We start from the raw sequence: 20,882 nt of genomic DNA on the forward strand, positions 1-20,882 counted from the left end.
GTGTCTTGGGTATTCCGGCAGATGTTCTGCCGGACGGGGCAGACAACCGGAACGGCAGAGGTTTCTTTCCCTCGGTTGCTGTTTCTCAGGATAGCCTTCCGCCGTTACTGCTGACACAGGGAGGTCAATATCACGTTAAGCCGGTCTGCCGATACACCGGGCGGTACGATATGGCCTCTTCCTGTCGTGCGTATCCTGTCGGCCACAGCACCGAGGTCAAAAGCCGCGACATTCAGCCCCGCGCGCCATGCGACGCCCAGTGTAAAACACCATGTTTCCGGCCAGACCGAGGGAATCAGGGCATAATCCGCCTTCTGCGCCCGCACGAGAGCAACGGCTTCTTCTTCCTTGTAAAACCCCGTCACATGCACGCGGCCGGTCTCCATCAGGGCGGCATCGTCAGGGGTATGGCCAATTATGACAAATTCAAGTGGCCTGTCCTGTTCGCGGGCCTCGCGGGCGGCGGCGAGCAGGATGTCATAGCCTTTTTCCTTCCCGATCGCCCCGACGACGCAGATGCGGAAACGTCCCGGCACACGCGGCAGTCCCGTAACCGGCTGCTGCCGGAAGGCTCCCTCAGATGAGAATGCGCAAAAACGGTCGAGTGGCAGATCGGGACGGTCCTCTTCCAGCGGTTCGACAACAGGGGCAAGCGCCGGAAAATGCCGTCGCATCCGCGTCGCGGTATCGCCGGACGGCACGATCACCGTCCGGGCATCTCCCAGTTCCACGGCAGAGCGGGCAACATAATCCGCGATCGGCGTATCGTCATCGACCTTGCGCCCCAGTGTAGTCAGGCAATTTTCACAACCTGCTTCATCCGGCTCGCCACAATATCGTCCGGCAACACCCATGAGGGAGATGCGCGGGCAGAACCAGATATAGTCATGCACATAGACATCGTAAGGCACGTCGAGAACCGAAGCGAGTTCCCGCATGGCCATGTGATGCCCGCTGGCGTGATGCCATTCGATATGATCCACCGGATCAGCCGTGAGCAGCCGCAGTAGTCGCGACCATTCCTGTGGCAGGCTGAAGCGCAGATTGGGGAAGGTCGTTTCCCCTGCGTCCTTGTGAGTATCCTCCTCATCGGACCACTCATCCAGTCGGCAGCCGCCCTGAACGGGCCGGATCAGCACGGTGCGTGTTCCGGCGTCAGCCAGTTCCCGCGCACGGCGTCTGACCACCCGCTCGACGCCGCCGCCATAATCATGCGTCACCATCAGCACCACGTCGTTCTCCGACCGCCGCGCATGACGGCGGGCGTTTTGCCGCCAGCGCAGAATATCCAGTCGGCGACGCGCCTCGAACAGCGGATCGGCTTTCATGTGGTCTGCAATGAGCGCGTCATAACCGGGATGCAGCCGGTTGAGCAGCGCGAGATTCCGTCGGAGCAACCCGTCACGTGTTGCACCAAACGAGACCGAACCGACATGCGCTACATAGGCACCCGGCGCCGCGACATTGCGCCACCCGGCCAGACGGGCGCGGAGGCAGAAATCATTTTCCTCGCCATAGCCCTGCGCGAACAGTTCGGCACGGAGCAGCCCGGTCTGTGTGAGGCAGTCATGCCGGATGTAAAGACAGAAACCATGTCCCGTCGGGACGTCGATGGCGGTCCCTTCATTCGCGGTCCGCGCCAGCTTCATCATGGCTGCGGTCCGGGCGAGGGAAGGTACGGGATTGCCGGTCAGGGCGGGGTAGGAGAAGATCGTCGCATCGTTCGACAGCGGCGTCACCGTGCCGATATCGTGCGCGCTGTGGGCAACCGTCCGCAACTCGTCCAGCCAGGCCCCGGCCACGAGTGTGTCGCTGTTCAGCAGCACGACATCCCGGACTCGCGCAGCGCCGGACAGGGCGGCCACCAGTCCGATATTAGCGGACACCACGAAACCGCGATTGGTGGGGCTGGTCTTCACCGTGACACGTGGATCTTTTGCGATCGACCGTAACAGCGCCGCCATCTCCGGTTCCGGAGATGCATCGTTGACGATCAGCAGGCGCGGGCTGTCGCGAGTCATGTCCGGCAGGGAGGCCACTACACTCTCAAGACAGGCGCGTGTGCGGCTCACGTCCCGATAGACCGGCACCACGATCAGCACCGGCACGTCCGTATGTCCGGACGCGGCGGGGGGCGCAGCCGGAGGGACTGTGACGGCGACCGGCAGGAACGGGGGGGCGACTGATGGTTTGAACCTGCCGCCGAGACTGATCTGACGTGCCTGCTCCAGCGCCCATCGGGCCGCGCGTCGTTCAAGCCCGGGATCGAGCGGGCTGCCGGTAAGATCCTTGCCTGCGTTGTCCACAACCCGCACGGGGCCGTCCGGCAACGCGCTCCACGGGACTGAAATCCGACGAAAGCGGGCCAGAGGAATATGAGCGCTTACCTCTTCCGACGGTGATTCAGCCGTGAAGGCCAGCAGTTCCCGCGCATCACCCGCATCCAGAATCCGAAGCGTGGGGGCACAGTCCGGGTTGGCCGGATGCCACACCCACCCATCGAGTCCGTCGTCCGATGACCGGACGAGTCCCTCTGTGCGCATCGCTGTCGAGGGGAGCAGCGGGCTGCCCGGCAGCGACTCGTCGTCCAGAAGCACTTCCACGCGTGCCATCTGCCAGAGCGTTTGGGGGCCTTCTGGCTGGAGAAGATGGTCGCCATCCCACCGAAAGGCTTGCTCTTTCCCGTTCACGCGAATGGAGAGACGATCACCTTTCACCGTTTTCCGGCGGCCCCGTGAGGTCGCCTTAGGCAACATCTTCCGGACAGACTCGCCGATTCGGATCGCACCACTTGCGTCGAGACCACACCAGCCGGAAAGATTCAGGATTTGGGTGATCTGGTCGGCGCGCCGGATCGTGTCATCGGTGCAGACCGTGGCCATCAGGACCCGGTCGAGGTCTCGCTTTGCGGCCGGATCTTCGCCCGCAGCCAGCCGGGCGCTCGCCAGAAGGAGTCAGATCTGGCCTGAATCGTAGGTTGCGGCGAGGTTTTTCAGGAGAGCAATGGCTTCGGTCCGGTAACCACAGGCCTGCCGGGCGATGGCGAGCAGCAGGGCCACGTTTGGACTGTCAGCCGCCATTCTGTAGGCACGTTCCAGCCAGCCCAGCGCCTCAGCCGCGTCTCCTGCGGACAGACATGCCTCCCCGCGTCGGAAAGCATCCTGCGCCTGTTCAGATGCCCATTTCTTCCAGTTTTCCCGGTCTTCCGGCGTGATCAGTCCGGCGGGTCGCGGGGTGACACCCTCTTTCCTGATTTCCGCAGTGAGAGCCTCTGCGGCATCCGGAGCAGGCACCTTGCGGGAGCGGGATGGGGAGACGCGCTTTCTAGCCAATGGCAGGGTGGGCAGTCTCTGCGACACCCTGAGACGCAGGCGCGGCCGCCTCGGGGGATACGGGCGCGGATGGCCTGAGTGTCTGTGCCAGTTCGATGGTGGCCTGACTCAACCCTTGCGCCTCGGCTTTCCTGTACCAGCGACACCCTTCCTCGATGTCAGGTTCACCGCCGAGCCCGCGGGTCAGGTAGCGTCCCATCATGAGCTGGGCAGCAGGGTGTCCCTGATCTGCCGCCTTGCGGAACCAGAAAAGCGCTTTTTCTCGATCTTCCGGCAGGTCGTGACCGCCGCCGAGCATGGCGCCCATCGCGAACATGCTGCCGACATTGCCCTGCACCGCCGAGCGTTCGAACATTTCAGCCGCTTCCGCATGATCGACCGGGCCGCCTTCGCCCTTCACGAGCAGCTGGCCATAAGAATGTTCGGCGTCAGCCATGCCCTCTAGGGCCGCTTTGCGCATCCATTCCCGGCCTTCCTGCGGATCGACCGGAACGCCCCGGCCCTCGATCAGCATGCGCCCATACCAGTACTGGGCGTTGACGATTCCTTCAGCCGCCTTGCGCATCCATATGGCGGCCTGCTCCTCGTCCCGTTCCGCACCCACGCCTTCCGCGAGGCAGACGCCGAAGTTGAAGGCGGCGATCAGATCACCTGACTGGGCGGCTTGTTCATACAGGCTGCGGGTGGCAAGCCGATCCTCGCTGGTGCCGCCGCCGACCAGAAGCAGGTTGCCCAGATCGGCCGAGCTGGCGGAATCGCCATTCTGCGTTGCGAGGCGGAACCATTTGGCGGCCTCTTCCTCGTTCCGGGTGACGCCCGCACCCGTGACGAAGAGCAGCCCAAGAGCGCGCGCGGCTGCGGCATGACCGCCCTCTGCGGCCGCCCGATACCAGTTCGCGGCTTCGAGATAGTTCGGCGCAAGATCGCCGCCGCGTGCATAGATGTCGCCGAGCAGCGCCGCCGCTTCAAAATCGCCTGCAAGGGCGGCCTTGCGCAGCCATGTCTCGCCACGCGAGATGTTGCGTTCGATGCCGCGCCCTTCGATGAGCGCCAGACCGTAACGGGCCTGCGCCGAACGGACATTGTGTTCTGCCGCCTTGCCATACGACGCGGTGGCCGCCACGACATCCTGAGAAATGCCCGCGCCGCGCTCGTAGGCAATGCCCATGAGATAGAGCGCCGAACCGACATTCCCATCGGCGGCGATTTTCAGATGATGGACCGCCTGCGCGAGTTCCTCGTCCGATTGCGCCGAATGCAGCCCGGCCAGACCCAGACCGAGGTGACCCTGCGCGCAGTTGGCTTCCGCCGCTTTCCGATACCAGACAAGGGCCTCATCCGGATTGCGGATATCCTCCGGGCCAGCGCTGAGCACATAGCCGTAGAGAGCCTGAGCGTCGGGCGACCCGCCTCCGGCACCCAGTTTCGCCCAGTGTGCCGCGCGCGGATAATTCGGTGTGCCGGTGATGTTCTGGGCAACATCCGAAAGCTCGAATGTATCGCTTTCGACGGCGTCCGGCAGACCAAGCAGATACAGCGTGGCGAGAACGAACTGCGCTTCGGTCCAGCCTGCCTGTGCTGCGCGACGGAGCCAGCGACCACCTTCGACGAGGTCACGCGGAATGCCGATTCCGTCCAGATAGAGCCGCCCCACCCGAAACTGGGCTTCTGGCATGCCCGTCTGGGCAGCGGCACTGATCTCGGCGAAACCGCCGGTGAAATCTTCTTCCTCAATCAGCTTGAGGCCGTGTTCCAGCCGTTTCTCGGGGGTCCGGCGGGTAAAGAGGCGCGACATCAGACTCAAGAGCAGTCCTCCTCGGGCACGGCGAAATCTTCACTGGAACAGCGAAGGCCCGCCTCGTGCTCCATGACAGGATTTATGTGAAGAGCGGGTTGCCTGCCACCCCTGTGCTCATCGTCTCAGACATTCCCCCACCCCGACCCCTGCATTGCCCGCAGGAATCGGGGGGCGGAAAAAGAAGTTGAAACTTACGGCTCCCTCATGCCGTCTGTGACCAGCGGCATGACGCTGTTCAGCAGGAACTGCATCACGGTCCGCTTGCCCACCTGGATATCGGCTGTCACCGGCATGCCGGGATGCGGATGGAAGAAGGACGGCACGCCATGCAGCGTGTAGCGGTCGATCCGCAGGCGAACACGATAGTAGGACTGCGACGCCGCAGCCGGATCATCCGACTGCGAGGCCGAAGACCCTGCACTCGTGGAGGAGCGGCCACCACTTTGCGAGGTGAACGCATCGGCCGAGATTTCCCGCACCGTGGCATCCGCGCCGCCATATTGCGAGAACGGGAAAGTCGCGAACTTGAGCAGTGCTTTGTTGCCGACCTGCACGAAGCCTGCTTCTCCGCCACTGAGGCGCGCTTCCACTTCCAGACCGTTTCCGACCGGGACGAGGGTCATCAGTTCGTTGCCAGTGCTGATAACCGATCCGATGGACAGTTTGGCGATGGTCAGGACGATGGCGTCCTCACCCGATTTCAGCGTGGTCATGCTCTTGCGGAGCTTGGCCTTCTGATAGTTGCTCTGCGCTTCGGAGAGGTGACGCTCGGCATCGCTCAGATCGTGATAGATCTGGGCCTTCCACGTTTCGATATAACCCTGACGATCAGCGCTCAGGGCGCGGATCTTGCTGCTGGCGCTGATCGCCTGCTGCCGGGCCGAGATCTGGGAACGCTCATTCTCCATCAGTTCGCTCTGGGCGCCAAGCGTCGAAAGACGGCTGCCGACCTGATCCTGCTGGAGACGCAGGCGCATGCTGTGGACATCCCGGGCCACCTTGGCTTTCGCGCCATACATGGCGGCGTTGGCCTGATAACCCTCAAGATCGCTGGTCTGCGCGGCGATCTGCTCCTGATAATTGCTCACCTTGGCGTCGAACTCGGCCTTGCGGCGCAGGAAGTTCGCCGCCTGCTGAGTGGAGGCCGGATTGGTCGGGTCAGGCATATAGTCCCGTCCCTGCGCTTCGGCGGTCAGACGATCCACCTCGGCCGAGTAGCTGTCACTGAGCGCCTTCATGTTGTTGATGTCGGCGTCACTGATGGTCGGATCGAGATGCGCCAGCACCTGTCCCTTATGGACGAAGTCGCCTTCATGCACGTCGAGGGTGCGGATGATCGAGGTTTCCAGCGGCTGCACCACGAGGGTTTCCTGCGTGGAGACGATCTTGCCCGGCGTCGAGACCACCCGGTTCAGCGGGAACACGGACATGACGATGACGCTCGTCATTGTCAGACCACCGACAAGCCACGTGATGTACTGGGCCGCAGGCGTGGGCGGCATGTTGACGAGTGCCGCGCTCGGCGAGTGGAATTCAAGAAGAGCCGGCGGCAGATCGTTCCCCGAGAAGGGGTCGTTCGTCTGAGGAAGGAAGTCCTTAGACTTGTTTTCGTTGTTTTCATCGCCGGAGGAGGCGGGAACGACGTCCTGTGTGGTCACTGGTCAGTCTCCTTCCGCGATCAGCGGAGCGTCGTCGACATTCGCACCGCCCCGGTTTGCCGTGTGGCGGTTCTGCTGCATCCACAGCGTTCGGTAAATCGCACAGCGTTCGAGCAGAACCTCATGCGGGCCGATATCGGCCACGGCGCCACGTTCCATGACGAGAATCTGGTCACAGTTCACAAGAGACGACAGCCGGTGAGAGACGATAACCATCGTGCGGCCCTTGCCGATGCGCTCCAGATTGGCGTTGACGAGCGCCTCGCTTTCCGGATCGAGCGCCGAGGTCGCCTCATCGAGAATCATCAGTTTCGGATCGCAGATCACGGCACGCGCAATGGCGAGGCGCTGACGCTGACCACCAGAAATATTGGTGGACCCTTCTTCAATGAAGGTTTCATAGCCTGCGGGCATGCGTTCGATGAACTCTTCCGCGCCGGCAAGACGGGCGGCACGCACCACGTCGTCAATGGTCAGGCCCGGTCGTCCTGCCGTGATGTTGTCGCGAATCGTACCACGGAACAGGAAGTTGTCCTGAGGCACGACACCGAACGAACGACGGAGATGGTTGAGGTTGATTTCACGCAGATCGACGCCGTCGAGCTTCAGATAGCCCGTATAGGAGCGGCTGACGCCCTGAAGCAGACGGGTAATGGTCGATTTGCCGGAGCCTGAGCGTCCGACCAGACCCAGCATCGTGCCTGCGGGCACCTCGAAGGTGACGTCGTCCAGCGCCTTGCTGCTAGCGCCGGGATAGCTGAAGTTCACGTCGATGAAGGACAGAGCGCCCTTGATCTTCGGGCGCATGCCGGTCGTAAGCGCCTTCGTTTCGGTCGGCTGGTTGAGAACCGTGCCCGCTTCGCCCAGCGACGTGGTGACTTCGTTCAGATCGTCAAGCAGCTTGGCCAGACCGGTCAGCGGTGTCGCGACACGACTGCCGAGCATCATGAAGGCCACCAGCGCACCCGCGCCCACCGAAGAGCTTCCGGCCAGCACAAGATAAGCGCCGACGAGGATGATGCCACGGTTGATGAACAGTTCCAGCGGCATGCTCAGCGTCGCGGGCCAGTTCGACATGCGGCCGACATCCAGCTTCGCCTGCACGACGGCGGCGGTGCATTCGTCCCATTCCTGCTTGCGGGAATTTTCGAGCGCCAGCGTCTTGATGGTGCGGATACCGGCGATCGTCTCGTACATGACGCCCGACCGCTTCATGTCGGCATCAATGAGCTTGCCGAACTGGCGTCCGACCGGACCCATGAAGATCACGACGAGCAGGCCGATCAGGCCCGAGGCGGCGACGGTCATCCATGCCAGCGTCGAGCTGAGGAAGAAGAGGAACGGCAGGATCACGACAAGGGTGAACAGATCAAGGAAGGTCGACATGAGCCGACCGGTCATGAAGTCACGGACCTTGTAGATCGCCATCACGCGCCCGATGACGTTACCGGCCTGCTGACGCTCGAAGAATTCGAGGGGAAGGGACAGAAGGCGCGAAAAGATGTGCAGCGAGATGCGTGTGTCGATACGCGTGGTGAGCACGAGCGTCAGTTCGCGACGACCGTAAGAGAGCAGCACTTCATAGAAAGACAGCACCAGCACGATGGCGGTGATCGAGACGAGCGTCGCCATCGAGCGGTTGTTCACCACGCGGTCGATGACCTGCATGACGATCAGTGGCGGGAAGATCTGGAGGATACTGAGCGTCATCGAGGCAATGGCGATGTCGCGCAGGGACCGTTTCTCGCGCAGAACCATCTTGGCGAGCCACGCTGCATTGATCGGCGCATCGGCTTCCGTCTGGTCCTTGCGGCGCTTGATCAGCAGGACATCGCCTGTCCAGACCTGTCCGAGACGCATCTCGTCCACGGGAACCGGTGGGACGGCCTCGTCGGCCATCGGATCGCGCAGCCAGACGATTCCGCGGCCAGCATCGGCATTCACCATCAGCGCGGCGGAGCCATCGCGGAACATCAGGACGATGGGCGGAGAATTGCCCATCTTGACGAGGTAGCGCCATTTGATGCGCATGCCTTTCGCCACCGCGCCCTGCTCGTTCAGCCAGCGGGAGAGGGTGGCGGGAGAGGGACTGCTTTCACCGGGTTCCCCGATGAAATCCTGTACGTCCAGTTCGAGACCGTGGAAATGAGCCGCCGCGATGACGGCATGCAGCCGGATCAGGGCAGGTGCTGGTCTCTCTTCCTGTCGGCCGGGTGTACCGACGGCGTTTCCCTGCGGATTCTTCGGGGTATCCCCTTCAGAGCCGGGAGCGTCGTTCGCGTTGTCGACTGGAGCCACAGATCGTCCTCTATAAAACTAGTCCGCGTTTCACCCCGCGGGAAAACGCTGAACGGCCTCTACCACACAAACCGCGTGACGGCTGCCCACGATATGACGGGTTTGTGATTTCCGCCTCGAAAACAGACAGTCACGCCCGGTATTCCGGTGCTGTAGTTACCGCATGAAAAATGATTTTTGGTTACTCTTCCGTCTCCGGACTGAACAGGCTGCAAATAATGGCATCCGTCCGGAGCCCGGCGGCAACGGAAGCCTGTTGATCGGCCGAAACAACGAGAGCAATGTGGCGAAAGAATGAGCGGTTCCCGCGCGCACGGTCCTGATAAAGCAGGAGAAGCTGACTGACCAGAGCCGGTCTGGGGGTGCAGCAGGCGCAGGCAGGTCCATGCCAGGGGCTTGATTCGCTGGCAGATCCCCGGAAGGCCGTGGAAGACGCACCGGAGCGCGCGGCATCGGGAGCAAGGCTCGCCGTTTGCTGCCAGCCGTCGCTAGCCGGGACATCGCCCGTCGCACCGAGAAGAAGAGTCTCGGCGCGACGGGCGGCACTCCAGCCCGACAGCATTGCAGGCGTGGTAATAATCAGGGGAATCAACGGTCTGACTCTCCGTCGGAGCAGGGAATACTGGTCATCAGAGGTTCGCGGCGACCACCATAGAGGCTTTCGTCGAAGGCGGGGAGTGGAGGAGATGCCAGCGGCTTTGTCTCTCTTTTCTGGACAGAAACCGTTCCCTTTGTGATAACCGCCGTCCTTTCCCGTCCCGAACGGGTTGCATTCCCCGAATACCCGGTAGTCCCTGCATGACCTCCTCCAGTTCTTCCCGTCCCCCTTTGCTCGAAGCCCTTCAGGAACAGGTGTTGCTGTGCGATGGCGGCATGGGATCGCGCGTGCAGGCGCTCGATCTTGAAACCGAGCGCGATTACTGGGGACAGGAGAACTGCACCGAGATCCTCAACCTCTCGCGCCCGGAGCTGGTGCGTGAAATCCACCGTGGCTACTTCGAGGCCGGGGCGGACATGGTGGAGACCAACAGTTTCGGTGGGTCGCCGATCACGCTGTCGGAGTTCGATCTTCAGGACCGCTCCCGCGAGATCAACCGTATTGCCGGCACACTGGCCCGCGAGGCGGCCGACCAGTTCGATGATGGTCGCCATCGCTATGTGCTGGGTTCCATCGGGCCGGGCACCAAGCTGCCTTCACTCGGCAACATTGATTATGACACGCTCGAAGCCGGTCTCGCCGAGCAGGGGCGCGGACTGATCGAGGGCGGCGTCGATGCTTTCCTGATCGAGACCTGCCAGGACACGCTTCAGATCAAGGCCGCCGTCAACGGCATGAAAATCGCTCGCGCCGAGATGGGCGTGAACACACCGATTTTCGTGCAGGTCACGGTCGAGACCACCGGCACGCTGCTGGTCGGCCCGGATATCGCCGCCGCCGCGACGGTGGTGGAGAGCCTCGGCGTGGACCTGATCGGCCTGAACTGCGCCACCGGTCCGCAGGAAATGGCCGAGCACGTTCGCTGGCTGGCCGAAAACTGGCCGCGCCTGATCTCCGTGCTGCCGAACGCCGGTCTGCCGGAACTGGTCGATGGCCAGACGCACTATCCACTCAGCCCTGAAGAAATGGCGCTGTGGATGGAGCGCTTCATCATTGAAGATGGCCTGAACATGATCGGCGGCTGCTGTGGCACCTCCACGCCGCATATCGCAGCGCTCGACGCGATGCTGCGCAGCCGTGCGCCGTCCGGGAAGCATCGTCCGGCTCCGACCAAGCGCAACCCGACGTGGGTGCCGTCCGTCGCCAGCCTCTATAGCCAGACGCCGCTGCGGCAGGAAAACGCCTATTTCTCCATCGGCGAGCGCTGCAACGCCAACGGTTCGAAGAAGTGGCGCGAGCTTCAGGAAGCGCACGACTGGGACGGTTGCGTCGCCATCGGGCGTGAGCAGGTCGTTGAAGGCTCGAACTCGCTGGATGTCTGCACGGCCTTTGTCGGGCGCAACGAGAAGGCCGAGATGGATGAGGTCATCCGTCGCTTCACCTCCTCGGTGAACGCGCCGCTGGTGATCGACTCCACGGAAACGCCGGTCATCGAATCGGCACTGAAGCTGCATGGCGGCAAGCCGATCATCAACTCGATCAATTTCGAGGACGGCGAAGAGATCGCCCACGAACGGATGAAGCTGGCCCGCAAGTTCGGCGCGGCTGTCGTGGCGCTGACCATCGACGAAGTCGGTATGGCGAAGACGGCGGAAGACAAGCTCCGCATCGCCTCCCGGCTGGTCGAGTTCGCCTGCGACCAGTACGGCATGCCGCAGTCGGACCTGCTGATCGACCCTCTGACCTTCACCATCGCCACCGGCGTGGAAGATGACCGCAAGCTCGGCCAGTGGACGCTGGAAGGCATCCGCCTGATCCGTGAACACTTCCCGGACATCCAGATCATCCTCGGTCTGTCGAACATCTCCTTCGGCCTGAATCCGGCGGCGCGCGCCGTGCTGAACTCGGTGTTCCTCGACCATGCCGTGAAAGCAGGCATGACGGGCGCGATCGTGCATGTGTCCAAAATCCGACCGCTGCATCTGATCCCCGCCGAGGAAGTGAAGATTGCAGAGGATCTGATCTTCGACCGTCGTGGCGAGGACTACGATCCGCTCCAGAAATTTCTGTCACTCTTTGAAGGACGGAAAGCCGCTGACGTCGCCAAGAAGGCGAAAGCCGAGACCGCTCCGGAGCGTCTGAAGGACCGGATCGTCGATGGTGACCGCAAGGGGCTTGAGGCCGACCTTGAGGAAGCGATGCAGGAGATGCCTGCGCTCGACATCATCAACAACGTGCTGCTCGACGGCATGAAGGTGGTGGGCGAGCTGTTCGGTTCCGGCAAGATGCAGCTTCCGTTCGTGCTCCAGTCCGCCGAGACGATGAAGGCCGCCGTTGCCTGGCTTGAGCCGCACATGGAGCGTGCCGACGGGCAGGCGCGTGGCACCATCGTCCTGGCAACGGTGAAGGGCGACGTGCACGATATCGGCAAGAATCTCGTCGATATCATCCTGACCAACAACGGCTACCGGGTGGTCAATCTCGGCATCAAGGTGCCGGTCGCCGACATGATCGAATCCGCCCGTGCCGAGAAGGCTGATGCGATCGGCATGTCCGGTCTGCTGGTGAAATCCACGGTCATCATGCGCGAGAATCTTCATGAGATTGACCGGCAGGGACTTGAACTTCCGGTCATCCTCGGAGGGGCTGCGCTGACCCGCAACTATGTCGAGGACGATTGCGCCGCAGCGTATGGCACGCATGGTCGTGTGGCCTATGCCCGCGATGCGTTCGACGGTCTCTCGCTGATGGATGTGGTCGCGAAGGGCAAGTTCGATGATTACGCCGCCGCTATCGCCAAGCGTCGTGAAGGCAAGGCCAAGCGTGCCACGCCGCGCACGCCGGAAGTCGCCGAGGAACGTGGCTTCGGGCCAGCGGATGTGGCCGCTGCGCAGGTGCGTCGTCGTCGGATCACGCAGGCCGAGCCTGTCATCACGCCGCCTTTCTGGGGACCGCGCGTGGTCGAAACCGAGACGAACGCGGTGTTGCCGTTCCTCAATGAACGCTCGCTGTATCAGTTCCAGTGGGGCTTCAAGAAGCAGGGGCGTTCGCTGGAGGATTTCCTGATCTGGGCCCGTCAGGAACTGCGCCCCGTGCTGCGCCGGATGCTGACGCTGTGCGAGGCGGAGAACATTCTCAAGCCGCGTGCCGCCTATGGCTACTGGAAGGCTGCCGGGCAGGGGAACGATCTGATCCTGTTCGCAGAAGACGGCCAGACGGAAGTGACGCGCTTCACCATGCCGCGTCAGCCGCGTGAGGATGGCGAGTGCATCGCCGACTTCGTGCGTGATGTGGATGACGCCGAGCGTGATGTGATCGGTCTTCAGGTCGTCACGGTCGGGCAGAAGGCGTCCGACATCGCCCGCGAGTGGTTCGAGGAAAACCGCTATCAGGACTACCTCTATCTCCACGGCCTGTCGGTGGAAGTCGCCGAGGCGATGGCGGAATACACCCACAAGCGCATCCGTGCCGAACTGGGCTTCGCCGGTGAGGATGACCGTGACATGGATAAACTCCTGTCACAGGGCTATCGCGGGTCGCGTTATTCGTTTGGTTATCCTGCCTGCCCGCGTCTGGAAGATCAGGAACCGATCCTCAAACTGCTGAATGCGGAAAAGATCGGTGTGTCGCTGTCGGACGGTTACCAGCTTCACCCCGAGCAATCGACCTCGGCGCTGGTGGTTCTGAACCCGAAGGCGAAATACTTCACGGTGTGAGAGTTGTTTTCGGACGTCGTTTCTCTCTCCGTGAACGGGAGACGACGTCCATTTTTGAAAATATGACTGTCTGACAGGGTGGTTTGGTGAAGTCCGTCACAGGAGTATCATCGAACTGTCACCCTGCGTTGCAAATGACACCCCTAACACTGACGACCGGAAATCACCTCTGAAAAGCAGAGTGATACGGGTGTTTTTGTGGATCTTCGATGTCGTTGCGAACATTTTTGCTGACAGTTCCGCTTCTGGGAACTGCGCTTCTGGTTTCTCCATTCGCATCTGCGCATGCAGGTGTTCTGTCCGAAGAGACAGACAGGGATAACCCCTCGGCCCGTCACAGGTTCAGGGAACCGGCACGTCCCGCCTTCTGGCTGTCCCATCTGCAGGAGGCGGAGTCCGGTTGTGGGGCGGGGACTGTCCGGCGGTCCGGGACGAATGTCACAGCCGATCTGAGGCTTGCCTATTCGCGTAACCGCATCTGGAACCCGGCAGAAAACAGGGACGATCCGGTAAGGCTGCGCTCTTACAACAGTTGCCTCGCGGCCCCCACGATTGTCGTCTCGCCCGGAGATGATCTCCGGATCAACCTGCGCAATGATCTTCCGATCGACCCGTCCGCCGACTGCCCGAAAACCATCAATACACCTGCCTGCTTCAATAAGCAGAACCTGCATCTTCACGGAATGCATGTCTCGCCGGAAGGGCATGCGGACAATGTGATGAACACGGTCCTGCCGAACGGGGGCGTATGGCATTACCGTTACGCCATTCCCTCCGGTCATGCCGCCGGAACATTCTGGTATCACGCGCATCAGCACGGCGCGACGGCCATCGGCGTGGCCAGCGGCGAGGCAGGCGCCCTGATCGTGCGTGGCACCCGGCGCTATGCTGACCGGAAACGCAACAATGGCATCGTCGATATCGATACGGTGCTGCATGACAGGTCCGGCCAGCCGATCGTTGAGCGCATCATGCTGTTCGAGCAGATTCCATATGGCTGTTTCAGCGATTCCACCCACAACACGCTGTTGCAGGACAGCACCACGGGCGTGTGGCAGTGCCAGCAGGGCGCGGTTGGCGAGGTGGAGAATTTCCGCAGTCAGTTCATCAGCAGTCATACGACAGAAGATGGAACGGTGCGCGATGCGTGGGATCTGTCCCGACGCTATACGCTGATCAACGGGCAGACTCAGCCTGTGATGTCTTTCCGCGCGGGCGACGTGGAACGGTGGCGCATGATCGCGGGCGGCGTGCATGACACGCTGAATGTGCAGATCGTGCGGGCGCGGACAGGGCAGGGCACCGCCAGACTGCGTGCGCCGGGCTATGCCGATCAGACGAACGCGGGCATGACCTGCGATGGTGAAACCGTGGCGCAATACGAGATCGCGGCAGACGGCCTCACCCGCCCCAGCATCTCGCGCAAGGACGTCAATTACCTCTATCCCGGTCAGCGCAGCGACGCGCTCGTCACTTTCCGGCATCCGGGCCTGTATTGCGTGATCGATCAGGGTGGCGACACGCTCAACACGATCATTCCCTATAAATCACGCCCGCAGGGGAAATCCCCCTCTGTGATCGCCGTGGTGTCGGTGAGCGGGCGGGAAGACCCATCCCCTGTCAGCCGCAGTGACGATAGCCGCATCAGCCGTTTTCTGCGTGAGGGGTCGGAAGGACTGCCATCCTTTGTCCGGGCGCGTCTGACGCAGTTCGATCTCACCGATTTCGCCTATTTTCCTTCCGGAGGAGAGCCGGGCAGCGATTTGTCGAACCTGTCCGTGTCACATCGTCCGACAGCCTACTTCGCCGCTCTGACCATGCCTCTGGCTTCGGGTGCGGTGTTGCCCCCCGATCAGCCCATGCCGGATACAAGCATCAACGGCATGATCGGCCTCGTGCAGAATGAACTGGTTTCCGTTGATGGCGTGACCGCGCTGCCGTTCAGCATGGACCCCACTCATACCTACCACGTCCAGCTCGGGGACGTTGATGAGTGGCGCATCGGCACGCGCACGATGGGCACTGGCACCACGACGGGGCAGCATGTGTTCCATATCCATGTCAATCCGGTGGAGGTCATGGATATCGTCGATGAAGGCACGGGAGAGTCGATCTTCAGGGAAAACGGCCGCTGCAAGATGAAATACAGTCTGGAGAGTGCCGATGGATCGGCCAGTTCCACCTACAGTCCGGAATTCTGCGACCAGTCACATGTTTTCAGGGACACGCTGTTTGTGAAACCCGGTTTCGCAACCGTGGTGCGGACCCGGTATGATGATTTTCCGGGAGACGCGATGCTTCATTGCCACATTCTCGATCATGAGGATCAGGGCATGATGACCTTCGTGACCATCGGAAAGGGAGACGGGGAAACGGGCGGCATGTCCATGGCCGGAGATGAGGCCGACAGCGCTGCTCAGGACCATTCCGCCATGTAAAACGAGTGACGGGGGCAGTGCCCCGTCACTCTCTGGCTTCGTTTCCATCCTGCCCCCAGGCAGGTGTTATTTCGCTTTCCGCGCTGCGGCGATGGCCGCGCGCAGATCGCTCTCGGACGCAGCGCCCGGAATGATCGTCTTCTCGCCGACGATGAAAGTGGGCGTGCCATCGACGCCGACCTTGCGGGCCAGTTCGAGGTTGCTCCGCAGGAGTGCCCCGACTTCCGCGCCCTTCATGTCGGTCTCCAGTCGGGCGGCATCAAGACCGACGGAAGTGGCGACTGCCCGGATATGCTCGATGGACGGCGCCTCGCTGTTCGTCATGAGAGCATGCTGGAATTTCATGTAACCATTCTGGCGGGCAGCCGCGAGCAGGGCCTGCGCCTCAAGCTGGCTGTTGGGGCCAAGGACCGGGATGACCTTCTCGACCAGACGAAGATCGGGTTCGTCGGCGACCAGCTTGTCGATGATCGGCAGCACCTTGCGGCAGTAGGGGCAGCGTGGGTCGTAGAATTCCACGATCGTCACGGAGCCGTGGGGATTGCCGAGCACGACATCCGTGTCGCTTGTCTCGAGCTTCCCCGCATTGTCATGAATGGCCCGAAGGCTTGCCGCCTGCTGTGCGGCCTCTCCCTGCGCGCGCATCGCCGTGATGGCGTCTCCAAGAATGGTGGGGTCCTGTTTCAGCGCCGAGCGGACGATCTCGACGATTTCCTGCCGCTGGGCCGCGGTGAAACCATCGTCCGCGCGCGCGGAAAAGCTGGCGAACAGGGAGGCGGAGGCCAGAGCAGCAAGAAGCGCGGCGCGGACCGGAAAGCGATGGGTGCGTGTCATGACGGGAGTCTGTATCCCAGCCGGAGAGCGTTGTGAACGGCGCGACTGCCTGCCGAAAGCCACCCTGCGGCAGAAGAGGGGCTGGCTCATGCCATCTTTCCCGATGCTTCGTGGCTCACCTTTCGGGTGAATCTTTCCATTTTTGAAGATTCCTTATTTTTGAAGAGTTTTTCAGAACAATTTTGAATTGATAACGATGATGTTCCGGAAATATCCTGAAATCCGCAAGATTTTTTTACTTGCAGAGGATATGGAATTGATTTTTTAAATACAGTAAAAGGATAAAATAAAAACACGAAGGTATTTGTGGTTTTAAAGAAAGAATATCTTGGTTTTGTTTGTATAAATGGGTTATTAAGTAAATAATAATTTTGTTTATTTGTAAAAAATATATTGAAGTTCATATCGTGTTTCTATATGAAGGCCGAAGAAAGCTTCAATTCTACTTCAAGATAATGGCGCATGATTCTGTTTTCGTGTGTGCAGTCCAATGGCTCGTCTGCCGTCTGCGGAATCGCGCGTCATGCTCACCTGCTCCCGGCTTCGGTCGATTTCCACGCTTTCCGCAGGCTGCGATAAAAATTTCATAAGGAGAGAGCGTCTTGCCAGAGACAGGCCCTCAGACGACATCCACAGCACAACGTGGCCTGGCCGCGCTTCTGGGTATCCCCCGGCCCCTGCTTTTTGGCTTCATCGGCCTGCTGCTTTTCATGGTCGGTGACGGCGTGGAAGCTGGTTATCTCGACACCTACATGCTCCACCATGGCCACACCCAGGGCGATGTGAACCTCATGTTCACCACCTATGGCGTGAGCGTCATGATTTCGGCATGGCTCGCCGGACCCCTTTCGGATCTGTATGGGCCACGCCGCACCATGTGGGCTGGTCTTGTCATGTGGGCCGTCCTGGAAGTCGGCTTTCTGTCGCTGGGGCTCGGACCTGACAACCTGACCATGACGCTGCTGTTCTACACGCTGCGCGGCTTTGCCTATCCGCTGTTTGCCTACGGTTTCCTCGTGTGGATCGCCGCCGTGACTCCCGCCCGGATGCTCGGGTCGGCCGCCGGCTGGTTCTGGTTCTCGTTCTCTGCGGGCCTGCCCACGCTCGGTTCACAGTTTGCGCGCTACACCATTCCCTCTATCGGCGAACTCGCTACGTTCTGGTGCTCGCTGGGTCTCGTCATCCTCGGTGGTCTGGTGGCGCTGCTGCTCGTCCGGGAGCCTACCGGGTCGAAGTCTCTTCTGCCTGCCGGTACTGACAGGAAAAAAGCCTTCTTCGGGTCGATCAGCATCACATGGCGCGAGCCCAAGACGATGGCCGCAGGCATCATCCGGACGATCAACACGTCTTCGGAATATGCCTTCCTCGCCATCATGCCCGCCTTTTTTGTCGATGAACTGCATTTCTCGCAGGCGCAGTGGCTCGATCTGCTGTCGCTGATCTTCCTCGGCAATATCCTGTTCAATCTTGTCGCGGGGATGCTGGCCGACAAGCTGGGTCATCGTTTTGTCGTGGCGGTCGGTGGCTGCGTCGGATGCTGCGTGACCATTCCTCTCTTCTACTACGTGCCGCTGTGGTATCCGGGTAACTTCCCGCTCGCGGCCCTTGCCGGCTTTATCTACGGTGGAACGGTCGCAGCCTTCGTGCCGATGTCCGGCCTGATGCCGCTCATCTGCCCGAAGGAAAAAGCCGCAGCACTCTCCATCCTCGGTCTTGGCGCAGGTGCCAGCACGTGGGTGGGTCCAGCTGTCGTCGGGATCTGTGAATCCTGGTTCGGTATGGGGCTCGAGGGCGTGATCTGGAGCTTCTCCGGCCTGTATCTGGCCGCTGGTATCCTCACGCTCTGCCTCCGCATTTCGCCGGAAGCACGTCGTCACACCGAGATGCTGGAGAAGAAACACACGCTCCGGGATCGCGAGGCCTATGCCATGGAACATGCCGTCTGACGCATTGAGTTCCGTGTGATGGTTGTTCAGGGCCGCGCCGGGTTTCCGGCGCGGCCCTGACTGCGTACAGAGACTTTTTTCCCGCCAACCAAAGCGCGGGCAGGGAAGCAAACTGAACGTCCACTTTTTTGCCAGCAAGAATTTGCGACCCTCTTCATCCCGGTTTTGACCCCGGGATATCAAAGAGATCGCAGGCCCATGAGGGGCAGGCCCGGACTCTCTCGCGCTCGATATGTGGCTGACGCCGATGCCCACCCCATACGGAGGGCGGAGGCAGTATTCTCTGTCCGGTTCAGGAAGGCTGCCGTGTCGCGACAACCTCATTGAGCAGCGTCGTGTCAGCATCCGATAGCGTCACGTCCGCAGGCACGAACCCGAACACGCGCCCATAAAACGCCAGTTCGATCTGGAACGCCCGTTGCAGCGTTTCCTCTCCCCGAAAACCGTGGCCTTCCCCGGGAAATTCCACAAGCGGGCAGGTTACGCCGTTCTTTCGCAAGGCCGTGACCATCGAACGGGCCTGTGCCGGTGGCACCACGGTATCGTCGAGCCCTTGCAGGAACAGGACGGGCGCATGGATGCGGTCGGCCATGAAAAGCGGAGACCGCGCCCGATAGACGGCTTCGGCATCCGGCCACGGCCCCACGAGACTGTCGAGATACCGCGCCTCGAACTTGTGCGTTTCCTCGGCAAGCGTGCGCAGGTCGGTCACGCCGTAAAGACTGACGCCTGCCGCGAAAATATCCGAACTGGCGAGGGCGGAGAGAACCGTCAGTCCTCCCGCGCTGGAGCCACGGATGGCGATTCGTTGAGGATCGACACGGCCGCTCGTTGCCATGGATGTGGTGGCGGCGATGCAATCCTCCACATCCCGCACCCCCCATTGCCCGTCCAGCCGTTCGCGATAGCTGCGACCAAAGCCGGTGGACCCGCTGTAATTCACGTCCAGCACCGCGAAGCCGCGACTGGTCCACCACTGCACCTTGAATGAGAACCCTTCATGGGCCCGCGCCGTGGGGCCGCCATGCGCCGTGACGATCATCGGTGGCAGTTCGCCATAGGGCATGCTGTAGCGACTGTTGGCGGGCGCATAGAAGAAGGCATGACCGGGCGTGCCATCGGCGAGCGGAAAAGGAATGCTTTCCGGCAGCGCAATGTCGTCGCGCCCAAAGGGCAGCGTTGTCGCCGCGCGCAGAACGCGGGGCGGAGTGCCCGGCGTGCCGACCACCACGCGGGGGGCCGCATCGGCAGGGGCATCAAGCCATGCGAACTGCTCGCCGAACGGGCACGGGCATTGCTCAGGCAATCCCAGAGCGAGGGGACTGACATTGTAGCCGTCGCTGTTCGGCGCGAGCAGGATGGTCTGGGTCTGTCCGTTCCGCACGGCGAGTGCCAGCACACGACCATCAGGCAGAAGCGCATAGCTGCGCTGGCCAAAAACCCAGTGAGGCTGGCCGATTTCGGCGTCCATCGGGCAGACGGGCGCGCACTCGCCATTCGTCAGGTCGAAGCGCCAGAGATTGCACCAGCCGCTGCGGTCCGAAATGGCGAGCAGGGAGTGAGGATCGGCCCAGTGCGGTTCGGTCAGGGACTCTTGCCGTGCGGTTCCTCCGAGGACGCGGCGGGAGGACGGATCCGCCAGATCCATCACGCAGAGGCGCGTGCTGGTCCAGGGCATGGCCGGATGATCCCATTCGATCCAGGCGAGACGGGTGCCGTCCGGGGACGGTGTCGGCGTGGAATAGAAGTCCGCACCTGCGGCGATGATGGTTTCCGAAGGGGGCGCCAGACCAAGCGCGACAAGGGTGTTCACCGGTTCCCCATCTGGGCGATGATCCTCTCGGACGGCAAAGATAGTCCTGCCATCGGGCGCGAAGGCGAAACTCGCGTAACGCAGCGCTGCCCCGCCCGCGAGGCGACGCTGGGGTGCACCCTCGAGATCCAGCAGATGGACGCTGCCGTCGATCCGGTTGCTGAACACGATGGCGTTGTCCTGCACGGCATAGGCGCCACCGCCATATTCATGGACCTTCGTGGCGACATCCACATCGGCTGGTGTCAGGTCACGGGGCTCTGTGCCGTCCTGCCACAGAACAAGGACTGTCCGCCCTTTCTCGGACGGACGGCGTTCAAGCCAGAGCACCCTGTCGCCACTCGTGCTGACGCCGGACAGCGTGACGGTTTTTCCACAGGCGAGCGATGGGGTGACGGGTGACGGCCATGTGCCGCATGGACGGGGCTGACGGGTCATGAAACCTCTCCTG

General features: G+C 61.7%; 11 protein-coding genes. 3 read left to right on the forward strand and 8 right to left on the reverse strand.

The genetic code is table 11. From position 1 onward, the window contains the following. Positions 1–104 precede the first annotated feature (104 nt). From GOB81_RS07065 to GOB81_RS07085, 6 genes are all read right to left on the reverse strand, one after another. A complete protein-coding gene (locus GOB81_RS07065) occupies positions 105–2,882 on the reverse strand; it encodes a glycosyltransferase (protein ID WP_242010112.1) in 2,778 nt (925 codons plus the stop codon). Positions 2,883–2,954: 72 nt separating this feature from the next. Next, entirely contained in the window at positions 2,955–3,332 is a 378-nt protein-coding gene (locus GOB81_RS17670; RefSeq protein WP_242010113.1) for a tetratricopeptide repeat protein, read from the reverse strand. Further along, on the reverse strand, positions 3,325–5,127 hold the full coding sequence (locus tag GOB81_RS07070) for a tetratricopeptide repeat protein (protein ID WP_242010124.1): 1,803 nt from the start codon (positions 5,125–5,127) through the stop codon (positions 3,325–3,327). The genes GOB81_RS17670 and GOB81_RS07070 overlap by 8 nt, the downstream gene beginning before the upstream one ends. Before the next feature lie 194 nt (positions 5,128–5,321). Further along, the gene (locus tag GOB81_RS07075) at positions 5,322–6,788 is read right to left on the reverse strand and encodes an HlyD family type I secretion periplasmic adaptor subunit (RefSeq protein WP_173569672.1); all 1,467 of its coding nucleotides are present in this window, start codon (positions 6,786–6,788) and stop codon (positions 5,322–5,324) included. Between the two features lie 3 nt (positions 6,789–6,791). Beyond that, positions 6,792–9,086, reverse strand: a complete 2,295-nt coding sequence (locus tag GOB81_RS07080) for a peptidase domain-containing ABC transporter (RefSeq protein WP_408736911.1) — start codon at positions 9,084–9,086, stop codon at positions 6,792–6,794. A 181-nt stretch (positions 9,087–9,267) separates the two neighbouring features. Next, complete coding sequence (locus GOB81_RS07085; protein WP_173569673.1) at positions 9,268–9,678, reverse strand: hypothetical protein; 411 nt, start codon at positions 9,676–9,678, stop codon at positions 9,268–9,270. Positions 9,679–9,884: 206 nt separating this feature from the next. Here GOB81_RS07085 and metH point away from each other — a divergent pair, with 206 nt between their 5' ends. After that, positions 9,885–13,400 (forward strand): methionine synthase, encoded by a 3,516-nt coding sequence (gene metH, locus GOB81_RS07090; protein WP_173569674.1) that lies wholly within the window; start codon positions 9,885–9,887, stop codon positions 13,398–13,400. A 209-nt stretch (positions 13,401–13,609) separates the two neighbouring features. Beyond that, positions 13,610–15,838: a multicopper oxidase family protein gene (locus tag GOB81_RS07095; protein WP_173569675.1), complete on the forward strand. Its 2,229-nt coding sequence runs from the start codon at positions 13,610–13,612 to the stop codon at positions 15,836–15,838. Between the two features lie 66 nt (positions 15,839–15,904). On the opposite strand, the gene GOB81_RS07100 is transcribed toward GOB81_RS07095, so the two are convergent. Further along, positions 15,905–16,762 (reverse strand): DsbA family protein, encoded by an 858-nt coding sequence (locus GOB81_RS07100; protein ID WP_242010114.1) that lies wholly within the window; start codon positions 16,760–16,762, stop codon positions 15,905–15,907. Between the two features lie 512 nt (positions 16,763–17,274). Between GOB81_RS07100 and GOB81_RS07105 the strand changes: the two genes are divergently transcribed. Further along, on the forward strand, positions 17,275–18,618 hold the full coding sequence (locus GOB81_RS07105; RefSeq protein ID WP_173569676.1) for an MFS transporter: 1,344 nt from the start codon (positions 17,275–17,277) through the stop codon (positions 18,616–18,618). A gap of 292 nt (positions 18,619–18,910) precedes the next feature. Here GOB81_RS07105 and GOB81_RS07110 read toward each other — a convergent pair whose 3' ends face one another. Next, a complete protein-coding gene (locus GOB81_RS07110) occupies positions 18,911–20,869 on the reverse strand; it encodes a S9 family peptidase (protein ID WP_173569677.1) in 1,959 nt (652 codons plus the stop codon). Positions 20,870–20,882 lie beyond the last annotated feature (13 nt).

The sequence above is a fragment of the Acetobacter conturbans genome, from assembly GCF_011516755.1.
In the GTDB taxonomy this organism is placed as follows: Bacteria; Pseudomonadota; Alphaproteobacteria; order Acetobacterales; family Acetobacteraceae; genus Acetobacter; species Acetobacter conturbans.

Coding starts and splice junctions, on each gene's coding strand:
- GOB81_RS07065 (WP_242010112.1), bottom strand. CDS start 2,882: ATGGCCACGGTCTGCACCGATGACACGATCCGGCGCGCCGACCAGATC.
- GOB81_RS07070 (WP_242010124.1), bottom strand. CDS start 5,127: ATGTCGCGCCTCTTTACCCGCCGGACCCCCGAGAAACGGCTGGAACAC.
- metH (WP_173569674.1), top strand. CDS start 9,885: ATGACCTCCTCCAGTTCTTCCCGTCCCCCTTTGCTCGAAGCCCTTCAG.
- GOB81_RS07095 (WP_173569675.1), top strand. CDS start 13,610: ATGTCGTTGCGAACATTTTTGCTGACAGTTCCGCTTCTGGGAACTGCG.
- GOB81_RS07100 (WP_242010114.1), bottom strand. CDS start 16,762: ATGAGCCAGCCCCTCTTCTGCCGCAGGGTGGCTTTCGGCAGGCAGTCG.
- GOB81_RS07110 (WP_173569677.1), bottom strand. CDS start 20,869: ATGACCCGTCAGCCCCGTCCATGCGGCACATGGCCGTCACCCGTCACC.